Origin of the sequence: Microbulbifer rhizosphaerae (genome assembly GCF_014191725.1) — a bacterium.
Classification (GTDB): Bacteria; Pseudomonadota; Gammaproteobacteria; order Pseudomonadales; family Cellvibrionaceae; genus Microbulbifer; species Microbulbifer rhizosphaerae.
In genome coordinates this window covers 181,117-196,683 of the sequence record NZ_JACHWZ010000005.1, presented here as the reverse complement: position 1 = coordinate 196,683, position 15,567 = coordinate 181,117, and the positions used below count along the sequence as shown (strand labels likewise).

The following is a 15,567-nucleotide window of genomic DNA, read 5'->3' as shown; positions in this document are numbered from 1 at the left end:
CCGACCTGCGTCGGTATGACGATTCCGTGAACGGTTGACTTGAAACAGAGTATTTACAGACGCATCTCGATACCGGCCTGCTGCATAAACTCCTTAGCCTCGGCAATGGTGTATTCGCCGAAGTGAAAAATACTCGCCGCCAGCACCGCGTCGGCACCGCCTTGCAACACCCCGTCCACCAAGTGCTGCAGATTACCCACGCCGCCGGAGGCGATCACCGGCACCGGCACCGCATCCGCCACCGCGCGGGTCAGGGCCAGGTCGAAACCATTCTTGGTGCCGTCGCGGTCCATGCTGGTGAGCAGGATTTCCCCGGCGCCCAGGTCGGCCATTTGTCTCGCCCACTGCACCGCATCGATGCCGGTGGGCTTGCGCCCGCCATGGGTGAAGATTTCCCATCGCCCCTCGCCCACCTGCTTGGCATCGATGGCGACGACGATGCACTGACTGCCGAAGCGTTCAGCGGCCTCGCGCACGAATTCGGGATTTTTCACCGCGGCGGAGTTGATCGCGGTCTTGTCCGCACCGGCGTTGAGCAGGTTGCGGATATCTTCGAGAGTGCGCACGCCACCGCCAACGGTCAGCGGAATAAACACTTCCGAGGCCATTTTCTCCACCGTATGCAGGGTGGTGTCCCGCTCCTCATGGGTGGCGGTGATATCCAGGAAGGTGATTTCGTCCGCACCCGCCTCGTTGTAGCGGCGGGCGATTTCCACCGGGTCGCCGGCATCGCGGATATCGACGAAATTGACCCCCTTCACCACCCGGCCGGCGTCCACGTCCAGGCAGGGAATGATGCGTTTGGCGAGACTCATTTTATTTTTCCCAGTCGTCGCAGAGCTGCTGCGCGGCGCGCAGATCCAGCTTGTCTTCGTAAATCGCGCGGCCGGAAATCGCTCCATAGATTTCTCCGGCCTCCAATAACTTCTGGATATCCTCGATACTGCTGACGCCGCCGGAGGCGATAATGGGAATCTGCACCGCGCGGGCCATTTCCAGGGTGGCCGGGATATTCACTCCCTGCATCATGCCGTCGCGGGCGATGTCCGTGTATACGATGGCACTCACACCGCAGTCGGCAAAGCGTTTGGCCAGTTCGGTGGCCTGAACGTCCGATACCTCGGCCCAGCCCTCGGTGGCCACCAGGCCGTCTTTGGCATCCAGGCCGACGATAATATGCTCCTCGAATTCCCGGCAGGCCTCTTTTACCAGCTGCGGATTCTTTACCGCGGCGGTGCCGATAATCGCCCAGGTGACACCCGCATCCAGATATTTTTCAACGGTATCCAGATCGCGGATACCACCGCCGATCTGCACCGGCAGTTGGGGAAACTGTTTCGCAATGGCGGTGACCGCCTCGCCGTTGACCGGGTTGCCGGCGAAGGCGCCGTTCAGATCCACCAAGTGCAGGCGCCGCGCGCCCTCGTCGACCCAGTGCTGCGCGGTGGCCAGGGGATCGTCGGAAAATACTGTGGCGTCCTCCATCTCACCCTGGCGCAGGCGGACACACTGGCCGTCTTTTAAATCAATTGCGGGGATTACAATCATATTCAGTCTTTAAATCGGCGATGAATTTAAATTTTTTTGTAGGAGCGGCCGCTGGCCGCCCCGCCGCTCCTACAGGGGATGAATCAAATTCGCCCGTTCCAGGCGACAAAATTTTTCAGCAGCTGCAGGCCGGCATCGGCGCTTTTCTCCGGGTGAAACTGGGTGGCGAAAATGTTTTCCCTCGCCACCGCGGCGGCGAGGGAGACGCCGTACTCGGCCTGCCCGGCAATATCCTCGTTACCCCCGGCGGGCACATAGTAGCTGTGCACGAAATAGAAGCGGCTGCCGTTTTCGATATTGTGCCAGAGGGGGTGGTCGCGCTTCTGCTCTACCCGGTTCCAGCCCATATGCGGCACTTTCAAACGCTCATTGTTCTCGCGCAGATCCCTGCCGAAAAATTTCACCGGCTGCGGAAAAATATCCAGGCAATCCACGCCGTTGTTCTCCTCGCTGCGGCGCATCATGATCTGCATGCCCACGCAGATGCCCAGCACCGGCAGGCCGGATTGGATGGCGCTGCGCAACAGCGGCGCGAAGCCGGGGCGGACAAAGCCCTCCATACAGTCGCGGATCGCGCCCACACCCGGCACCAGCAAGCGGTCGGCCCCCTCGGCCTGATGCGGCTCGGTGGCCAGCACCACCTCCTCGCCCGGCGCCACCTTTTGCAGCGCACTGGCCACCGAGTGCAGGTTGCCCATGCCGTAGTCGAGTACTGCGATTTTCTGCACAGTTTACCTCCTGGGTCCGCCTAAACTTCCCCTCTCCCGCTTGCGGGAGAGGGTGGCCCGAATGGCCGGGAGAGGGGCGCGCGCAGCGCGCATACTGAACTTTTGCACCCACACTGGCCTGCCCTCTCCCCCGGCCCCTCTCCCATAAATGGGAGAGGGGAGCAAAATTGCCATCTACAACACTCCCTTGGTAGAGGGTGTGGTGCCGGCCATGCGCGGGTCCGGGGTCAGCGCCATGCGCAGGGCGCGGCCGAAGGCCTTGAATACCGTCTCAACCTGGTGGTGGGCGTTGTGGCCACGCAGGCAGTCGATATGCAGCGAGACCAGGGCGTGGTTGACGAAGCCCTGGAAGAATTCATAGAAGAGTTCGGTATCGAACTGGCCGATGCGCTTCTGGGTAAACGGCACGTTCATCACCAGCCCCGGGCGACCGGAGAAGTCCACCACCACCCGCGAGAGGGCCTCGTCCAGCGGCACATAGCTGTGGCCGTAACGGGTGATGCCCTTCTTGTCCCCCAGTGCTTCGGTAATCGCTTTGCCCAGGGTGATGCCGATGTCCTCCACCGTATGGTGGTCGTCGATATGCACATCGCCCTTGCAGGTGATATCCAGGTCGATCATGCCGTGGCGGGCAATCTGGTCCAGCATATGCTCCAGGAAGGGCACACCGGTGTCGAAACGGCCATTGCCGTCCCCGTCCAGATTGACGCTGACTTTGATTTGGGTCTCCAGAGTGTCGCGGTTGACGCTGGCACTGCGCATGGCTTTTCTCTGTTTGCGGCGGAAGCCGCGAATTATAAGACGAAAGACCCGGCCTGTGGCCCGGTAGTGACAGATGAAACTTGATTCCCGGCCACCGACATCTATCATAGGCGCCATGGTTAAGTACCCCCGCCATCAATCCCGCTTTTGGGCCAGCCTGTTGCTGCTGCTTGCACTGCTCGCAGCACAGCCGTTGTGGGCGGAGCATATCCACCTGAACGACGGCCAGGTGGAGCTGTGCGACCTGTGTTTCAACCATATGCCCGCCGCCCACGGCAGCGATCTGCAGTTCTCGCAGCCGGCGCCGGCGGTGCTCTACACCACTCAGGGCGCGCCGGCCCCCCGCGACTGCCAGCCGGAACGCCAGAGTGCCCGCGCGCCGCCCGTCTCCCTGTCACACCTCTAAAAACCACAACACCAATAGTTTTCGAATTCCGGTGGCGGCTTTCGCCCGCCGCCCTGTGTGACAGGTATAAAAACCGATGAACAAGACCAGCAAACTGGCCCTGGCAATTGCCGGCGCCCTGACCGTACCCACTGTTTACGCCGCCGAAACCCTGGAAGAGATCAATGTCACCGTCTCCCCGCTGGACAAGCCCGCCGACGCAGTGGCCGCGCCGGTGTCAGTACTGTCCGGCGACGAACTGCGCAGCGCCGCCTCCGCCACCTTGGGGCAGACGCTGCAGAACGAATTGGGCCTGGCCAACGCCTCCTTCGGCAGCGGCGTGGGCCTGCCGGTGATCCGCGGCCAGAGCGCCAATCGGGTCAAGGTACTGAACGACAACCTGGACGTGGGCGACGCCTCCAACACCAGCTCCGACCACGCCGCCACCGTGGAGTCGCTGCTGGCCGAGCGTATCGAAATCCTGCGCGGCCCCGCCGCACTGCGCTACGGTAGCGGCGCCATCGGCGGGGTGGTGAACGTGATCGACGGGCGCATTCCCACGGCGATTCCCGAGGAACTGGAGGGCGCCCTGGAAATGCGCCACAACACCGGCAACAGCCAGGACGCCGGCGTCTTCCGCCTGTCCGGTGGCGCCGGCCAAGTAGCTTGGTACCTGGACGGCGTCTACCGCGACAGCGACAACACCGAAATCCCCGGCCTCGCGATCATCCACCACGAGGAAGAGGAGCACGCGGAGGAAGAGGGGGAAGAGCACGAAGAGGAGTTCAACACCGACGGCTTCGTGGCCAACAGCAACGCCCGCGCCCACAGCTACAGCGGCGGTGCCTCCTGGATCACCGACAGCGGCTATCTGGGTTTCTCCATCAACCGCCTGGAGAACAACTACGGCATTCCCCTGGGCGCCCATGCCCACCACGAGGAAGAGGGGGAAGAAGAGGAACACGAGGAGCACGGCGGAGAACCGGAAATCGTGCGCATCGACCAGGAGCAAACCCGCTACGACCTCAAGGGCGAACACCGCTTCGGCGGCGAGTACTGGGACAAGCTGCTGTTTCGCCTGGGCTACAACGACTATGTGCACGTGGAACTGGAAGGGGGCAAACCGGGCACCCGCTTTACCAACGAGGCCTGGGAGAGCCGCATAGAAGTGACCCACGATGGCGGCGGCGAGTGGCGGGGCGCCTACGGCCTGCAGCTGTCCGACAAGGACTTCGCGGCCATCGGCGAGGAGGCCTTCGTACAGCCCTCCAACACCCAGAGCACCGGCGCCTTTGTAATGAAGGAGCGCGCCTGGGGCGACTGGCACCTGGACCTGGGCGGCCGCCTGGAACGGGTCAGCGTGGACCCGCAAAACGGCTCGGGCGAGGACTATAACCTGATCGGCGCCAGCGCCGCGCTGCAATACTTCCTCGCCGAACACCAGCACCTCAGCCTGGGACTGACCCGCGCCGAGCGCGCGCCGGTGGCCGAGGAACTGTTCGCCGACGGCGCCCACGTGGCCGAGGGCCGTTACCTGGTCGGCGCCCACGTGGCCGAGCCCCGTTACCTGGTCAGCAACGCCGATCTGGACAAGGAGAACTCCGTCAACCTGGAGCTGGGCTACCACCACCACAACCAGGAGGCCAGCGGCTGGCATGCCGTGCGAATCGAGGCGAGCGTCTTCTACAACCGGGTGGGCGACTATATCTACGCCCGCAACACCGACAAGGAGGACGAGGAGAGCGGATTCCCCGTGTATGCCTACGGCAACCGCGACGCCACCTTCTACGGCGCCGAGGCCTCGGTGAAGGTCCCGCTGCACCAGTTCCTCCACCTGACCCTGTTCGGCGACGCGGTGCGCGCCCGCTTCGACGACAGTATCGACGGGGCTGCCGGTAACAATAGCCGCGACGTGCCGCGCATGCCGCCGCTGCGCGTCGGCCTGGCCCTGGGCGGCGACTACAATCAGTGGAGCTGGGAATGGCGCACCACCCGGGCCGACGAGCAGGACAGGCCCGGCGCCTTCGAGGAGCCCACCGACAGCTACACGCGCATGGACCTCACCGCCCGCTACAATCTCGAGCTGGGCGACACCGACGCGGTGCTCTTTGTCAGCGGCCGCAACCTCCTGGACGAGGAGATCCGCAACTCCACCTCCCTGCTGCGGGACTACGCCCCGGAGATGGGCCGAAGTGTTGAAGCGGGCGTGAGGTTTATTTTCTAGCCCGCAACTGCTTCAATTGGGGGCCATGCCCCCGATCGACAGCTCGATGTGTAGGAGCTGGCCATTCAGAGGTCACGGAACAGAAGTCAGAGGACAGAAAATGCCTTTTCTGTCGTTTGACCTCTGACATCTGCCCTCTGAATGGCCGCTCCTACATGTACGTAAGAACAAGGAACCCCCTCCAATGGCCTGGATCACACGCGGTCTGATCTTTCTGCTCGTCCTCATCCTGCTTCTCGCCGGCGCCGTCACCTGGCTGTTCGCCGGCCTGGACGTCAACCAGTACAAGCCCCAACTGGAGCAACTGGCCGCCAAACAGGGGGTGGCGCTGAAGCTGGATGGTGATATCGGCTGGCAGCTCTGGCCCAATATCGCCCTCAAGCTCGAGGGCATACAACTGGCGCCCCTGCCCCTGCCGGAACAGCCGCTGGTGCGCGCGGACGCCATTTCCATCGGCGTGGCGCTAATGCCGCTGCTGAAGAAGCGTATCGAGGCCCGGGAAGTGGTCCTGATGGCCCCTCAGATCGACCTGAGCGTGGACGAACGGGGCCGCGGCAACTGGGAACTGATCACCGAGGCGATAGAGGCCAAACAGAAACAACAGGCGGAGGAACCACCGAAACTGGACGTCCCCGCGGACGGGGACAGGGAAGGCCTGCACTTCGCCCTGGAAAAACTGCGCATCGAAGACGGCCGCATCCGCTATCGCGACGCCCGCAGTGAGAGCGAATACATCGTGGAAAAGCTGCGCGTGAGCGCCGACAACCTGGTACCCGGCGGCGAGCCCGGGCAAGTACAGGCGAGCGCGGAAGTGGGCGGCAACGCACTCGAGCAACCGGTGGAGCTGAAGCTCAACAGCTCCCTGGCCCTGGACAAGGGCCTGAACGGCCTGCGCCTGCAGCCGTTGACCATCGAAGCAGAGAGCGGCGAGGCCGCGGCGCAGATCAACTTGCGCGGCTTCCTGCGTCGCAGCGCCGCCGACCAGCCCTGGCAGATCCAGCTGAACCTCAGCGCGGAAGCCGAACCCCTGCGCCCCTGGCTGACGCTCACCGGCACCGAATTGGCGACCCAGAGCGGCGCGGTACTGAAAAGATTCAGCCTGGAAACCGATATCCAGGGCACCGAGAAAAAACTCGACCTGACCCCGCTGCAGTTGCAACTGGACGACACCATCTTTGCCGGCAGCGCCCAGTTTCGCAACGACAATATCCCCGGCCTGGACCTGACTCTGCGCGGCGGTAAGCTGGTGCTGGACGACTACCTGCCACCCCCGTCCCCCGCCGAGGAGGAAGAGCAGGCCTCGCCCGCGGCAACCACCGAACCCACCCCGCTGCCACTCACCGCCATGCGCGGCTTCACCGCCAAGCTGAATTTGTCCCTGGAACAGCTGAACGCAGTGGACCTGCAGGTGGACCGGCCGCAACTGCAGCTCACCGTGGACAACGGCCTATACCGGCTGCAAAAACTCTCCGCCGGCCTCTACGGTGGCCAATTAAACAGCAGCGGCCAGTTCAACGCCCGCGGCCAGTCCGCCCAGGCGGATTTGAGCGGCGGCCTCACCGGAGTGGAAATTTTCGAGGTGCAGAAGGCCCTGTTCCCCAACGAGCGGGTGCAGCTGTCCGGCAAGGCCGATATCAACTGGACCGCGCAGACCTCCGGCAAAGACACCGAACAGTTGCAGAAACAGCTTCGCGCCGCGGTGCAGCTTTCCAGCGAACAGCTGGCGATCACTCCCTTCAACCTGGAAAAGGGCATGTGCCAGCTGGTGAGCTACGCGGAGAAGACCCCGCTGCCGGAGCGGGAATGGCCCGCCCGCACCCGCCTGCAGGACCTGCGCGCCGATATCGTCGTAGAGGGGGACAAAGTCCGGGTTCAGGAAATACTCGCCGGGGTGGAAAATATCGCCCTCACCGGCGACGGCGAAGTGGACCTGGAACAGCAGGAATTCGACTTCGCCCTGGGCCTGTCCCTGATGGGTAATAAAACCTCCGCCGACGGCTGCACCGTGCAGAACGAGCGCTGGCGCAACCGCCCGCTGCCCCTGCGCTGCAAAGACAGCTTCGCCGACGCCGGTGCCGGCAGCTGCAAACCCGACAGCCGCCGTCTCGACGACCTGCTCCGCGAGGAACTCAGGTACAAGGCCGAAAAGAAATACGGCGAAAAAGTGGAGAAAAAAGTCGAAGAACTCAAAGACAAACTCAAGGGCCTGTTCAACCGCTAACGCCGGGAGCGCCGAGCCCCCCGCTCGGCAAGCGCCCCTAAGGCCGCCCCCTGGGAACGCCGAGCTCCAGCTCGGCAAGCGGCCGTAAGGCCGCCACACCACCAAACCAGCAGCAACCCCATGACCCCAAACCAGTTCCAACAAGCCGTCCTAACCTGGTTCGACCACCACGGCCGCAAAGACCTCCCCTGGCAGCAGGACATCACCCCCTACCGGGTCTGGGTATCGGAAATCATGCTGCAACAAACCCAGGTCAGCGCAGTAATCCCCTACTTCCAGCGCTTTATGGCCAGCTTCCCCATCCTGGCGGATCTCGCCGCGGCGCCGCTGGACCAGGTGCTCGCCCACTGGAGCGGCCTCGGCTACTACGCCCGCGCGCGCAACCTGCACAAATGCGCCCAGGTGGTGATGGAGGAACACGACGGCCAGCTTCCCCGGGATACGGATGCACTGGCGGAGCTGCCCGGCATTGGCCGCTCCACCGCCGGGGCCATCGCCAGCATCAGCATGGGCCTGCGCGCGCCGATTCTCGACGGCAACGTCAAACGGGTGCTGGCCCGCCTGCACGCAGTGGACGGCTGGCCCGGGCAGAGCACCGCGGCCAACCGGCTGTGGCAACTGGCGGAGCGCTACACGCCACAGGAGCGCTGCAACCACTACACCCAGGCGATGATGGACCTGGGCGCCACCCTCTGCACCCGCAGCAAACCCCGCTGCGGCGACTGCCCGCTGGCGAGTGCCTGCACCGCCAGCGCCCAGGGCAACCCCCAGGACTATCCGGGTAAAAAGCCCCGCGCGGAAAAGCCGGTGCGCGAGTCGACCATGCTACTGATCGAACACGGGGAACAGATTTACCTGGAACAGCGCCCGCCCAGCGGCATCTGGGGCGGCCTCTGGTGCCCGCCGCAGGCGGAGAAGCCGGGGCAGTGGCTGGCGGAACGCGGATGGCGCGCTGCGGAAACACAAACATTGCCGCCGCTGCGCCACACCTTCACCCACTTCCACCTGGACATCACCCCGGTGTGGGTCCGATTGGAGAAAATGCCCGCGCAGGTGGCAGAGGCGGGCGGCGGCTGGTATAAACTGCGCCAACTCAACCGCCCCCGGGCGGCGCAGCAACTGGGCCTGCCGGCCCCGATCGTCAAGCTGGCAAAACAGCTGCTGGCCCTGCAGGCCCCATTGCTCGCCAATTCGCCTGCACCTTCCTTGTAGGAGCGGCCGTTGGCCGCGATCAACGGTGGTTTGAACCACAGTACCATCGCGGCCAACGGCCGCTCCTACAAGGAGAAGAGCCCACCAAAAACGGAGAACCCCATGCCCAGAACCGTATTCTGCCGCAAATACCAACAGGAAATGGAAGGCCTGGACGCCCCCCCCTTCCCCGGCCCCAAGGGCCAGGACGTCTTCGAGAACATCTCCCAAAAGGCCTGGAAAGAGTGGCTCGCCCACCAAACCCTGCTGATCAACGAAAAGCGCCTGAACATGATGGAACCCTCCGCCCGCGCCTACTTGGCCGAGCAGATGAGCAAGTTCCTGAGCGGCGAACACTACGACGAGGCCGAGGGTTACGTGCCTCCGGAAGAGGGCGGCAAGAGCGAGTAAGGAAGCGCTCACTTCCAAGAAAACTATTTAGCAATCAAGGGCTTGACTCGGCCCCGGGGAGCGGGTTTAATACGCGCCTCGCGACACCGGGGCAGCCCGGAAACAGCGCAAGGCCCAGATAGCTCAGTCGGTAGAGCAGGGGATTGAAAATCCCCGTGTCGGTGGTTCGATTCCGCCTCTGGGCACCATTTTCAAACCCGCGTCAGCGTAAGCTTTCGCGGGTTTTTTAATGTCCTTCAAAGCAGCTAAGTTCCCGCCAAGTTTCAACGCAAAATATCTAACTCCTGTGGGCAATGTGAAATGTTGTCCCCGGATTACTTTATCTGAGGATTAGGGCACCCCTGATTGGGAATGGATGTTTATAGCTTTGTGAACAGGTTCTTAATCAGGCTGGTAAGTTATTGACTTTTAAGGGAGTTTGGCAATAAATAGCCGACAGCCCATTCTGGAGAACTGTTAATTCCCGTCTCTGCGGTTCGATTCCGCCTCTGGGCATTATTTTCTGAAGAGCCTCGGTTATCGTCGGGGCTTTTTTATTTATGCTGGGATCTGCCAGAAGGAACAACAAATGAAGAAAGCGATTCTGTGCTCGGCCATTATCTTTACCTCGGCAGCCAATGCATCGGTGCTGGAGCCCAAATGGTATGTAAAAGCCGGCTATGGAATGGTCGATCCGGATGCGATTGTGGTCGAAGAATTCGTCGCCGACACGATCGAAGAAGAGGTGGATACCGACGCAGAGGTCTCTCTTGAGGTCCCGAGAGGGCAAAACATCAGCCTGGGCTACCGGCTAAATCACTATATCGCCTTCGAAGCAGGCTACAGCAACTTCGGCAAAAGCAAGGACAAACACGAATACATCATGGGAGCGAATGGCTCCGAATCGAAAACCTTTCGCACAGAGGTTTCCGGCTCCACCGGAATCCTGGCCGCGGTGCTGAGCACCGACACCAGCAAGCCGTATTCCGGCGGCATCCGGCTCGGCTACCACGCGTGGAAAACGAAAACCCGGGTGGACTATACCCACATGGTCTCGGGAACCCTCGCAGACGATTCCGCACAGCTGCTGTCCACGGACGAAGACGGGCAGGATGCTTTTTACGGAGCCTTTATCAACTGGCGGATCGACCAGTGGACCTACTCCCTGGAGCACACCCTGTACCCCACCGACAATGCGGATATCACCATGTCCACGCTCTCCCTGAGCATGGATTTCTGATCCCGCTGCGGCCGCCGGCAGCGGCGGCCACACCCGTCTGTCAGCGCTCCAGTCTCTTACTCATGTTCGCGAGGAGAGCAATGTAGATGCCGTGGCAGAACTCCGAGGCTTCGTCTTGAACGAATCGTTAGGCCACGAATCGGGTAGCTGCGCCAACCAGCGCTGCGGCCAAGAGAACGAACGTAGGGATGACTGTCAGAAGGAAGCCGACGCCGCGTTGTGCCGGATCTGAAATATACAACTGCCGATAAAGAAATCGGCCAACCAGATAGACCACCCCGATGCTGGCTATTATCGCGTTTGGCCAATATAGGCCAGCAATGAGCAAGGCGGGAAGAAAACCGATTAGTTGCTCTAGCGTATTCATTTGTACGCGAAAAGCACGCTCAAAGTGGACGTTACCGGAAGTGTCGGGAGCCTTAACTCCATACGTTGCCCTGGCGCGTCCAACCAGAATACCGAACAGAAAGAACTGAAGGACTGCTAGCACTGCAACGATGTGTACGTAGTTCATTGAAACTCCTTTGTGGGTAACTTGGAGACATAACGCCTGAGCGGCTGCCTACACTGCCTATGCGCAAAGCGCATAGCGTAGGGTCCGGCGCAGGCGGCGTCAGTTGGGCGTACTAGAGCGATTTTTTAGGCAGCGTGGGTAAGGACTTCAGGCACCTTTGTTCTTGTCGTCCCAGAGCATCGGTTCCCAAAGCTCAATCTTGTTTCCATCCGGGTCCATGACCCATGCGAACTTGCCGTTCTCATGTGACTCAGGGCCACCAATCACTGCCACACCGGCCGCATCCAGTTGTGCAAGCATTTCATCGAGGTTGTCGACGCGGTAGTTGATCATGAAGGAAGAATCGCTCGGACTGAACCATTGACTGTCTTTATCCGCGAGATGCCACACAGTGAGGCCTCGGTCTTCAGCCTTGTCGTCCGGCCATTTGAGTATGGCGCCGCCAAAGTCTTCCAGTTGCATGCCCAAGTGCGTCTGATACCACGCTGCCAGTGCGGCGCTATCGCCCTTAGACTTTAAGAAGACTCCACCGATTCCGGTAATCTTCGCCATCGTAGCCTCCATTCGTTGAGCTGCCAAATGTCTGAATTAAGTCGAGCCGCGAAGCGGGTTGAATGAATTGTTAGGCGACCGCTTCTACTTGAGCAAGAACAAATGCTACTCGCTCTTGGACAGATACTTTGGGGATAACGCAAGTCCTATACCCTGCATCGATATAAGCTGACACCGTTGGCTCATAAGATCGGGCTGCTCGTTCGAAGCTCGCATGACGCTCGCGGTCGCAGACGTAAATTTCTTGCCAAGGTTCCACCAAAAGCACGGTATCGGCATAGCGACACTGAGCTGCCGCCATATGGCGGGGCGTTGCGTCCTGGCCCAGTAACCGTAACCATTCCGGAATGCCGCGGTCAAAGAATACGGGCGGTTTCAAAAATTGAGCCGCTTCGTAGTCTTGGACGCTGCGAGCTAGGACTTCTTCCATGAACACTGTTCGATCAACCGAAGGAAGGATGCTGCCGTTGCATTCCAATTGCTCCCGCATGACTGCGCGGGCTACTTCCGGGACGGTTGAATATCCAATCTCACTCAGAGCCGCTAAGAGAGTTGACTTGCCAGCTCCCGAAGCACCAGTGATGACATAGAAGTGGTGGCTTCTCAAGATGTACCCTTCCTCCGGCGCCTAATGTTCGCAATCAGACTGGGCTTACATTGTGCGCATTGCATTATAAGATCGCGGCTTCGCGCGATCTATCCTTGTCCGTTAGATCTCTTGGGCTCTACGATCTTTAGTCATCTCTCTCAATTTCTCGAGGCAATATCTTATATTGGCCTGGGGTTCTGGCTTAACCTGCGATTATCATGAGCAGTTTTCATTCCTGTGCCAAACTCTTAACTGACTGTATCGAAAGCGATTTCTTACATCCGGGCGAAAACCCGCTAGAACAGCAATACTGCAAAGTAACCGCCATGTCATAACCCAACGTGGGCATGTGAAATAATATGCTGGGTTTAGAACTCCCTACTTGGTAATCCATAGATGAGGCTGAGATTTCATTCCCGCCACTTATCAGTGCAGTTTGAACGCGACCCGCCGAACATTCTTCAAGTTGGTCTGAGAATTCAAGTCGATATAGATAGGTATCCGAGCTTCCGGAATCCATCTTTGCCAGCTTGATAGAGAGCATCTCAGCATTTTCAGGAGTCACTTCAGTGTTCTTTGGAAGCCCAACTGCTAGAGCACAGCTACCAGACCCTAATAACGCAAAGCTTAGAAGGTACTTAATCATGGTGCCTGTAGCTCATAATGCCGTTTATAACCGGTACCAGTAGTGAAGCCACGTCCCTGGCTGTCCCGCGCCGCAGACACGTAGTTGATACTTTGGTTATATCTATAGATTGGTTTCAAAGTACGGGCTTCCTTCAGAATCAACGATGCAGGCATAGAACTCTGTTGTAAATCGCTTCAGCTCTATTTCATCATTTTGATTGCTGAGAAAGTTACGCCATTCACTGATTTCCATACATCCTTTAATCTGAGCTTTAACAGCAGCGGCACATTCTTGATCATCTTCACACAATTTTACAAGGTCATACTCCAGAGTTTTCCTGAAGGTGAACTCCTCCACTTGCCTTTCGCTACAGGCTAAAAGCGAAAGTAAAAATAATAGGAAAACTAGGCTTCTCATAACGTTCCTATACAGATATAACGTTGCTATAACTGACAGCCTGAGCCCAGCGTAAGCTGCCCGGTGGCGACAGGCGCGAAGTTAATGGTCATTATTAATAACTGCCTTCCAGCTATTGGCGCCAACCTTTTTCAAGGAACTCGGTATTTCGATTAAAACTACACCAACCCAGTACCGGGCTCTCATTTTCTTTTAAGAAAAGTAACCATTCTTGGCCGTCTTTAATTTGCGGATCACATGAAGTTAGACCCTGCTCGACATCTAAAAATTTGGGTTTTGCGCCCTTTATTGATTCGGTCACCTTCCACTTAAAGGTAGTGGAACCGATAGCCTTCAACTTAGCCAAAACCACTATTTCAGCCGATTTATATTGTTCAGAAATAGTTGGAAACTCACCGCAAGAACATGCGAAAGCTTTACTTCCGGTGAGCGATAGAATGATGGTGGCTGCTATTCTAATATTCTCAATGACCATTAACGTTGCCAGCAGCGGCGGCCGTAGCGCCTTTTGCGCAAAGCGCATTGCGTAGACCGTCCGGCGGAGGCGCGCAGCGCCGGAGCGTACTGCCTGGCCTGGTTAAATTTTGGGTTGGCACTCACACCAAACTCTCTCTTTTGGGTGGTGCTCAGCTATTGTGCAAAGCGCCTCCTCCAAAGCCTCTTTATCAGTTGGGTAGATTTGATAAGAAAAATTTGTGAGAGAAACATTTTCGTCTCTAACTGCCTCTACTTCCTCCTCTGAAAGAACGTTGCCCCCTATCCATACCGGATACTTTCCCGATTTTATTATGGGCTCAAGCTCCTTAAACCCTTTTCTTGTTACTGAAAATATAATCATGATTGAAATTTAACGCCCGCCATAAACGGCGCGAGGAACGAGCGTCCGGCGACCGAAGGGAGCGTATTTAATGGCTTGGTTATGCTTCTGCCCGCACCACCAAAAATGCGGCAATAATCAGGACCACGGGAACCGCAGCGTACATTATACTTGGCAGTGTCGCAGGCGCTTCTACAGCCAAATAAGACAGGTAGAGGGCGACTGGTACAACAGCAAGAGCTCCTTGCCTGCCCGCGGGAGCAGAGAAAAAACGGCGTGACACAAAAAGTAAAACAGCAGAAATTACTACGGCCAATAATGCCGTAACGATACCCGAATAATAATTAACCACGATTTTTTCACTGCCCGAAAGAAATTCCGGTACTGGACTTGCGGCACCAACGCCGACAAGCCAAACAAATGACGCGCTAAGGGCTACGCCTATGACCAACGAAAAAACTCCATTCACTACTTTATTCACTGTTGTCTCCTCTCTTTTCTAAAAAGCATAACAGTTAATTCAAAAGACGCTGCTTTATATCTATGTGCTCACTATCTAATTAAGCACTATAGTTCCAAATGCAGGCATTCCCTTTAAAAATCAATTAGTTAGAAGATTCTCCAGGCCTACCACCCCAGAAATAGATAGCAGCTGCTCTATATCTCCCCAACGACTACAGCTATTGATCATATCGGCATCCCCATATAAATCAAACACTTGCGTAATTTTTCAGGTAGATAGAAGCAAGCGCTGCTGATCTCGGTAGAATTAGACGCCAGCAAAACAAACCCTGCGTTGAGACGGGTAGTCAGTAGCAAGATAGAAGTTGGACGTCCACTAGATAAAAGCATTCGGCACCACGCCTACTGTAACCCGCGGAGCCGTGCTGCGTTACAATTTTTACCTTGTGGCTTTGGCTGGTGATTGAACGTCATTGGCTTCGGAGCGGTTCTTGGCTTGGACCTGCTTCGCCCATTCGCCTGCAAGCAGGCTCCTACATCCAGGAGCCAAGCGATACCGGTTAGATGCCGATCGCGGCCAACGGCCGCTCCTACAGGGAGGGAGTAGTTATCTCGGGGTTTAATAATGACAGCGGCACCTCGGAGCAGGCTGGCTCTATGCATTGCGAACCAAACAATGCCTATCCTCCAATCCAGACACTAAAGCCGGCCGTGGAGAATGTATGGTTCATCGACGGGCCCGTGATCCGCTTCGGCATGCTCTGGCCGAAAATGCCGTTTTCGACGCCTGTGACAGTGGGCAGGCTCACGGATGGCCTTTTTATCCAGACACCGCTGCCTCCGGAGCTGAAGGCAGCAGAAGCCGGACACCCACCAAAATAAGAGGTATTCAGCGCTAC

At 58.5% G+C, this 15,567-nt stretch carries 18 protein-coding genes and 1 tRNA gene; 8 read left to right on the top strand and 11 right to left on the bottom strand.

All coding sequences use genetic code 11. The annotated features are described in order from the left end of the window. Positions 1-53: 53 nt before the first annotated feature. The 4 genes from hisF to hisB all read right to left on the bottom strand — a co-directional run bounded on the left by hisF (position 54) and on the right by hisB (position 3,038). Positions 54-815, bottom strand: coding sequence for an imidazole glycerol phosphate synthase subunit HisF (gene hisF, locus FHS09_RS07085; protein WP_183458162.1), 762 nt, complete (start codon positions 813-815; stop codon positions 54-56). Between the two features lies 1 nt (position 816). Beyond that, entirely contained in the window at positions 817-1,548 is a 732-nt protein-coding gene (gene hisA / locus FHS09_RS07080) for a 1-(5-phosphoribosyl)-5-[(5-phosphoribosylamino)methylideneamino]imidazole-4-carboxamide isomerase (protein WP_183458160.1), read from the bottom strand. A gap of 83 nt (positions 1,549-1,631) precedes the next feature. Beyond that, entirely contained in the window at positions 1,632-2,276 is a 645-nt protein-coding gene (gene hisH, locus FHS09_RS07075) for an imidazole glycerol phosphate synthase subunit HisH (RefSeq protein WP_183458158.1), read from the bottom strand. Between the two features lie 174 nt (positions 2,277-2,450). Continuing rightward, positions 2,451-3,038, bottom strand: a complete 588-nt coding sequence (gene hisB / locus FHS09_RS07070; protein ID WP_183458156.1) for an imidazoleglycerol-phosphate dehydratase HisB — start codon at positions 3,036-3,038, stop codon at positions 2,451-2,453. 115 nt (positions 3,039-3,153) lie between these two features. Here hisB and FHS09_RS07065 point away from each other — a divergent pair, with 115 nt between their 5' ends. The 7 genes from FHS09_RS07065 (at position 3,154) to FHS09_RS07035 (ending at position 10,689) form a co-directional block, all read left to right on the top strand. Continuing rightward, a complete protein-coding gene (locus tag FHS09_RS07065; RefSeq protein WP_183458154.1) occupies positions 3,154-3,444 on the top strand; it encodes a hypothetical protein in 291 nt (96 codons plus the stop codon). 76 nt (positions 3,445-3,520) lie between these two features. Further along, positions 3,521-5,647 carry a TonB-dependent receptor gene (locus tag FHS09_RS07060; protein ID WP_183458152.1) on the top strand — a complete coding sequence of 709 codons (2,127 nt, stop codon included), beginning with the start codon at positions 3,521-3,523 and terminating at the stop codon, positions 5,645-5,647. Between the two features lie 184 nt (positions 5,648-5,831). Further along, positions 5,832-7,868: an AsmA family protein gene (locus FHS09_RS07055; RefSeq protein WP_183458150.1), complete on the top strand. Its 2,037-nt coding sequence runs from the start codon at positions 5,832-5,834 to the stop codon at positions 7,866-7,868. Between the two features lie 120 nt (positions 7,869-7,988). Beyond that, positions 7,989-9,080: an A/G-specific adenine glycosylase gene (mutY, locus tag FHS09_RS07050; RefSeq protein ID WP_183458148.1), complete on the top strand. Its 1,092-nt coding sequence runs from the start codon at positions 7,989-7,991 to the stop codon at positions 9,078-9,080. A gap of 102 nt (positions 9,081-9,182) precedes the next feature. Beyond that, positions 9,183-9,470: an oxidative damage protection protein gene (locus FHS09_RS07045; protein ID WP_183458307.1), complete on the top strand. Its 288-nt coding sequence runs from the start codon at positions 9,183-9,185 to the stop codon at positions 9,468-9,470. Positions 9,471-9,582: 112 nt separating this feature from the next. Beyond that, positions 9,583-9,658: transfer RNA gene (locus tag FHS09_RS07040), tRNA-Phe, on the top strand. A gap of 380 nt (positions 9,659-10,038) precedes the next feature. Then, positions 10,039-10,689: an outer membrane beta-barrel protein gene (locus FHS09_RS07035; RefSeq protein ID WP_183458146.1), complete on the top strand. Its 651-nt coding sequence runs from the start codon at positions 10,039-10,041 to the stop codon at positions 10,687-10,689. A 127-nt stretch (positions 10,690-10,816) separates the two neighbouring features. On the opposite strand, the gene FHS09_RS07030 is transcribed toward FHS09_RS07035, so the two are convergent. From FHS09_RS07030 to FHS09_RS07000, 7 genes are all read right to left on the bottom strand, one after another. Beyond that, complete coding sequence (locus tag FHS09_RS07030; RefSeq protein WP_183458144.1) at positions 10,817-11,203, bottom strand: MAPEG family protein; 387 nt, start codon at positions 11,201-11,203, stop codon at positions 10,817-10,819. 147 nt (positions 11,204-11,350) lie between these two features. Then, positions 11,351-11,755: a VOC family protein gene (locus FHS09_RS07025; protein WP_183458142.1), complete on the bottom strand. Its 405-nt coding sequence runs from the start codon at positions 11,753-11,755 to the stop codon at positions 11,351-11,353. 70 nt (positions 11,756-11,825) lie between these two features. Next, entirely contained in the window at positions 11,826-12,362 is a 537-nt protein-coding gene (locus tag FHS09_RS07020; protein ID WP_183458140.1) for an AAA family ATPase, read from the bottom strand. 730 nt (positions 12,363-13,092) lie between these two features. Next, the gene (locus FHS09_RS07015; protein ID WP_183458138.1) at positions 13,093-13,329 is read right to left on the bottom strand and encodes a hypothetical protein; all 237 of its coding nucleotides are present in this window, start codon (positions 13,327-13,329) and stop codon (positions 13,093-13,095) included. Between the two features lie 172 nt (positions 13,330-13,501). Continuing rightward, positions 13,502-13,912 carry a hypothetical protein gene (locus FHS09_RS07010; RefSeq protein ID WP_183458136.1) on the bottom strand — a complete coding sequence of 137 codons (411 nt, stop codon included), beginning with the start codon at positions 13,910-13,912 and terminating at the stop codon, positions 13,502-13,504. A gap of 54 nt (positions 13,913-13,966) precedes the next feature. Then, on the bottom strand, positions 13,967-14,227 hold the full coding sequence (locus FHS09_RS07005) for a hypothetical protein (RefSeq protein ID WP_183458134.1): 261 nt from the start codon (positions 14,225-14,227) through the stop codon (positions 13,967-13,969). Positions 14,228-14,306: 79 nt separating this feature from the next. Next, the gene (locus FHS09_RS07000; protein ID WP_183458132.1) at positions 14,307-14,687 is read right to left on the bottom strand and encodes a hypothetical protein; all 381 of its coding nucleotides are present in this window, start codon (positions 14,685-14,687) and stop codon (positions 14,307-14,309) included. Positions 14,688-15,232: 545 nt separating this feature from the next. Here FHS09_RS07000 and FHS09_RS06995 point away from each other — a divergent pair. Continuing rightward, a complete protein-coding gene (locus FHS09_RS06995; RefSeq protein WP_183458131.1) occupies positions 15,233-15,550 on the top strand; it encodes a hypothetical protein in 318 nt (105 codons plus the stop codon). Positions 15,551-15,567 lie beyond the last annotated feature (17 nt).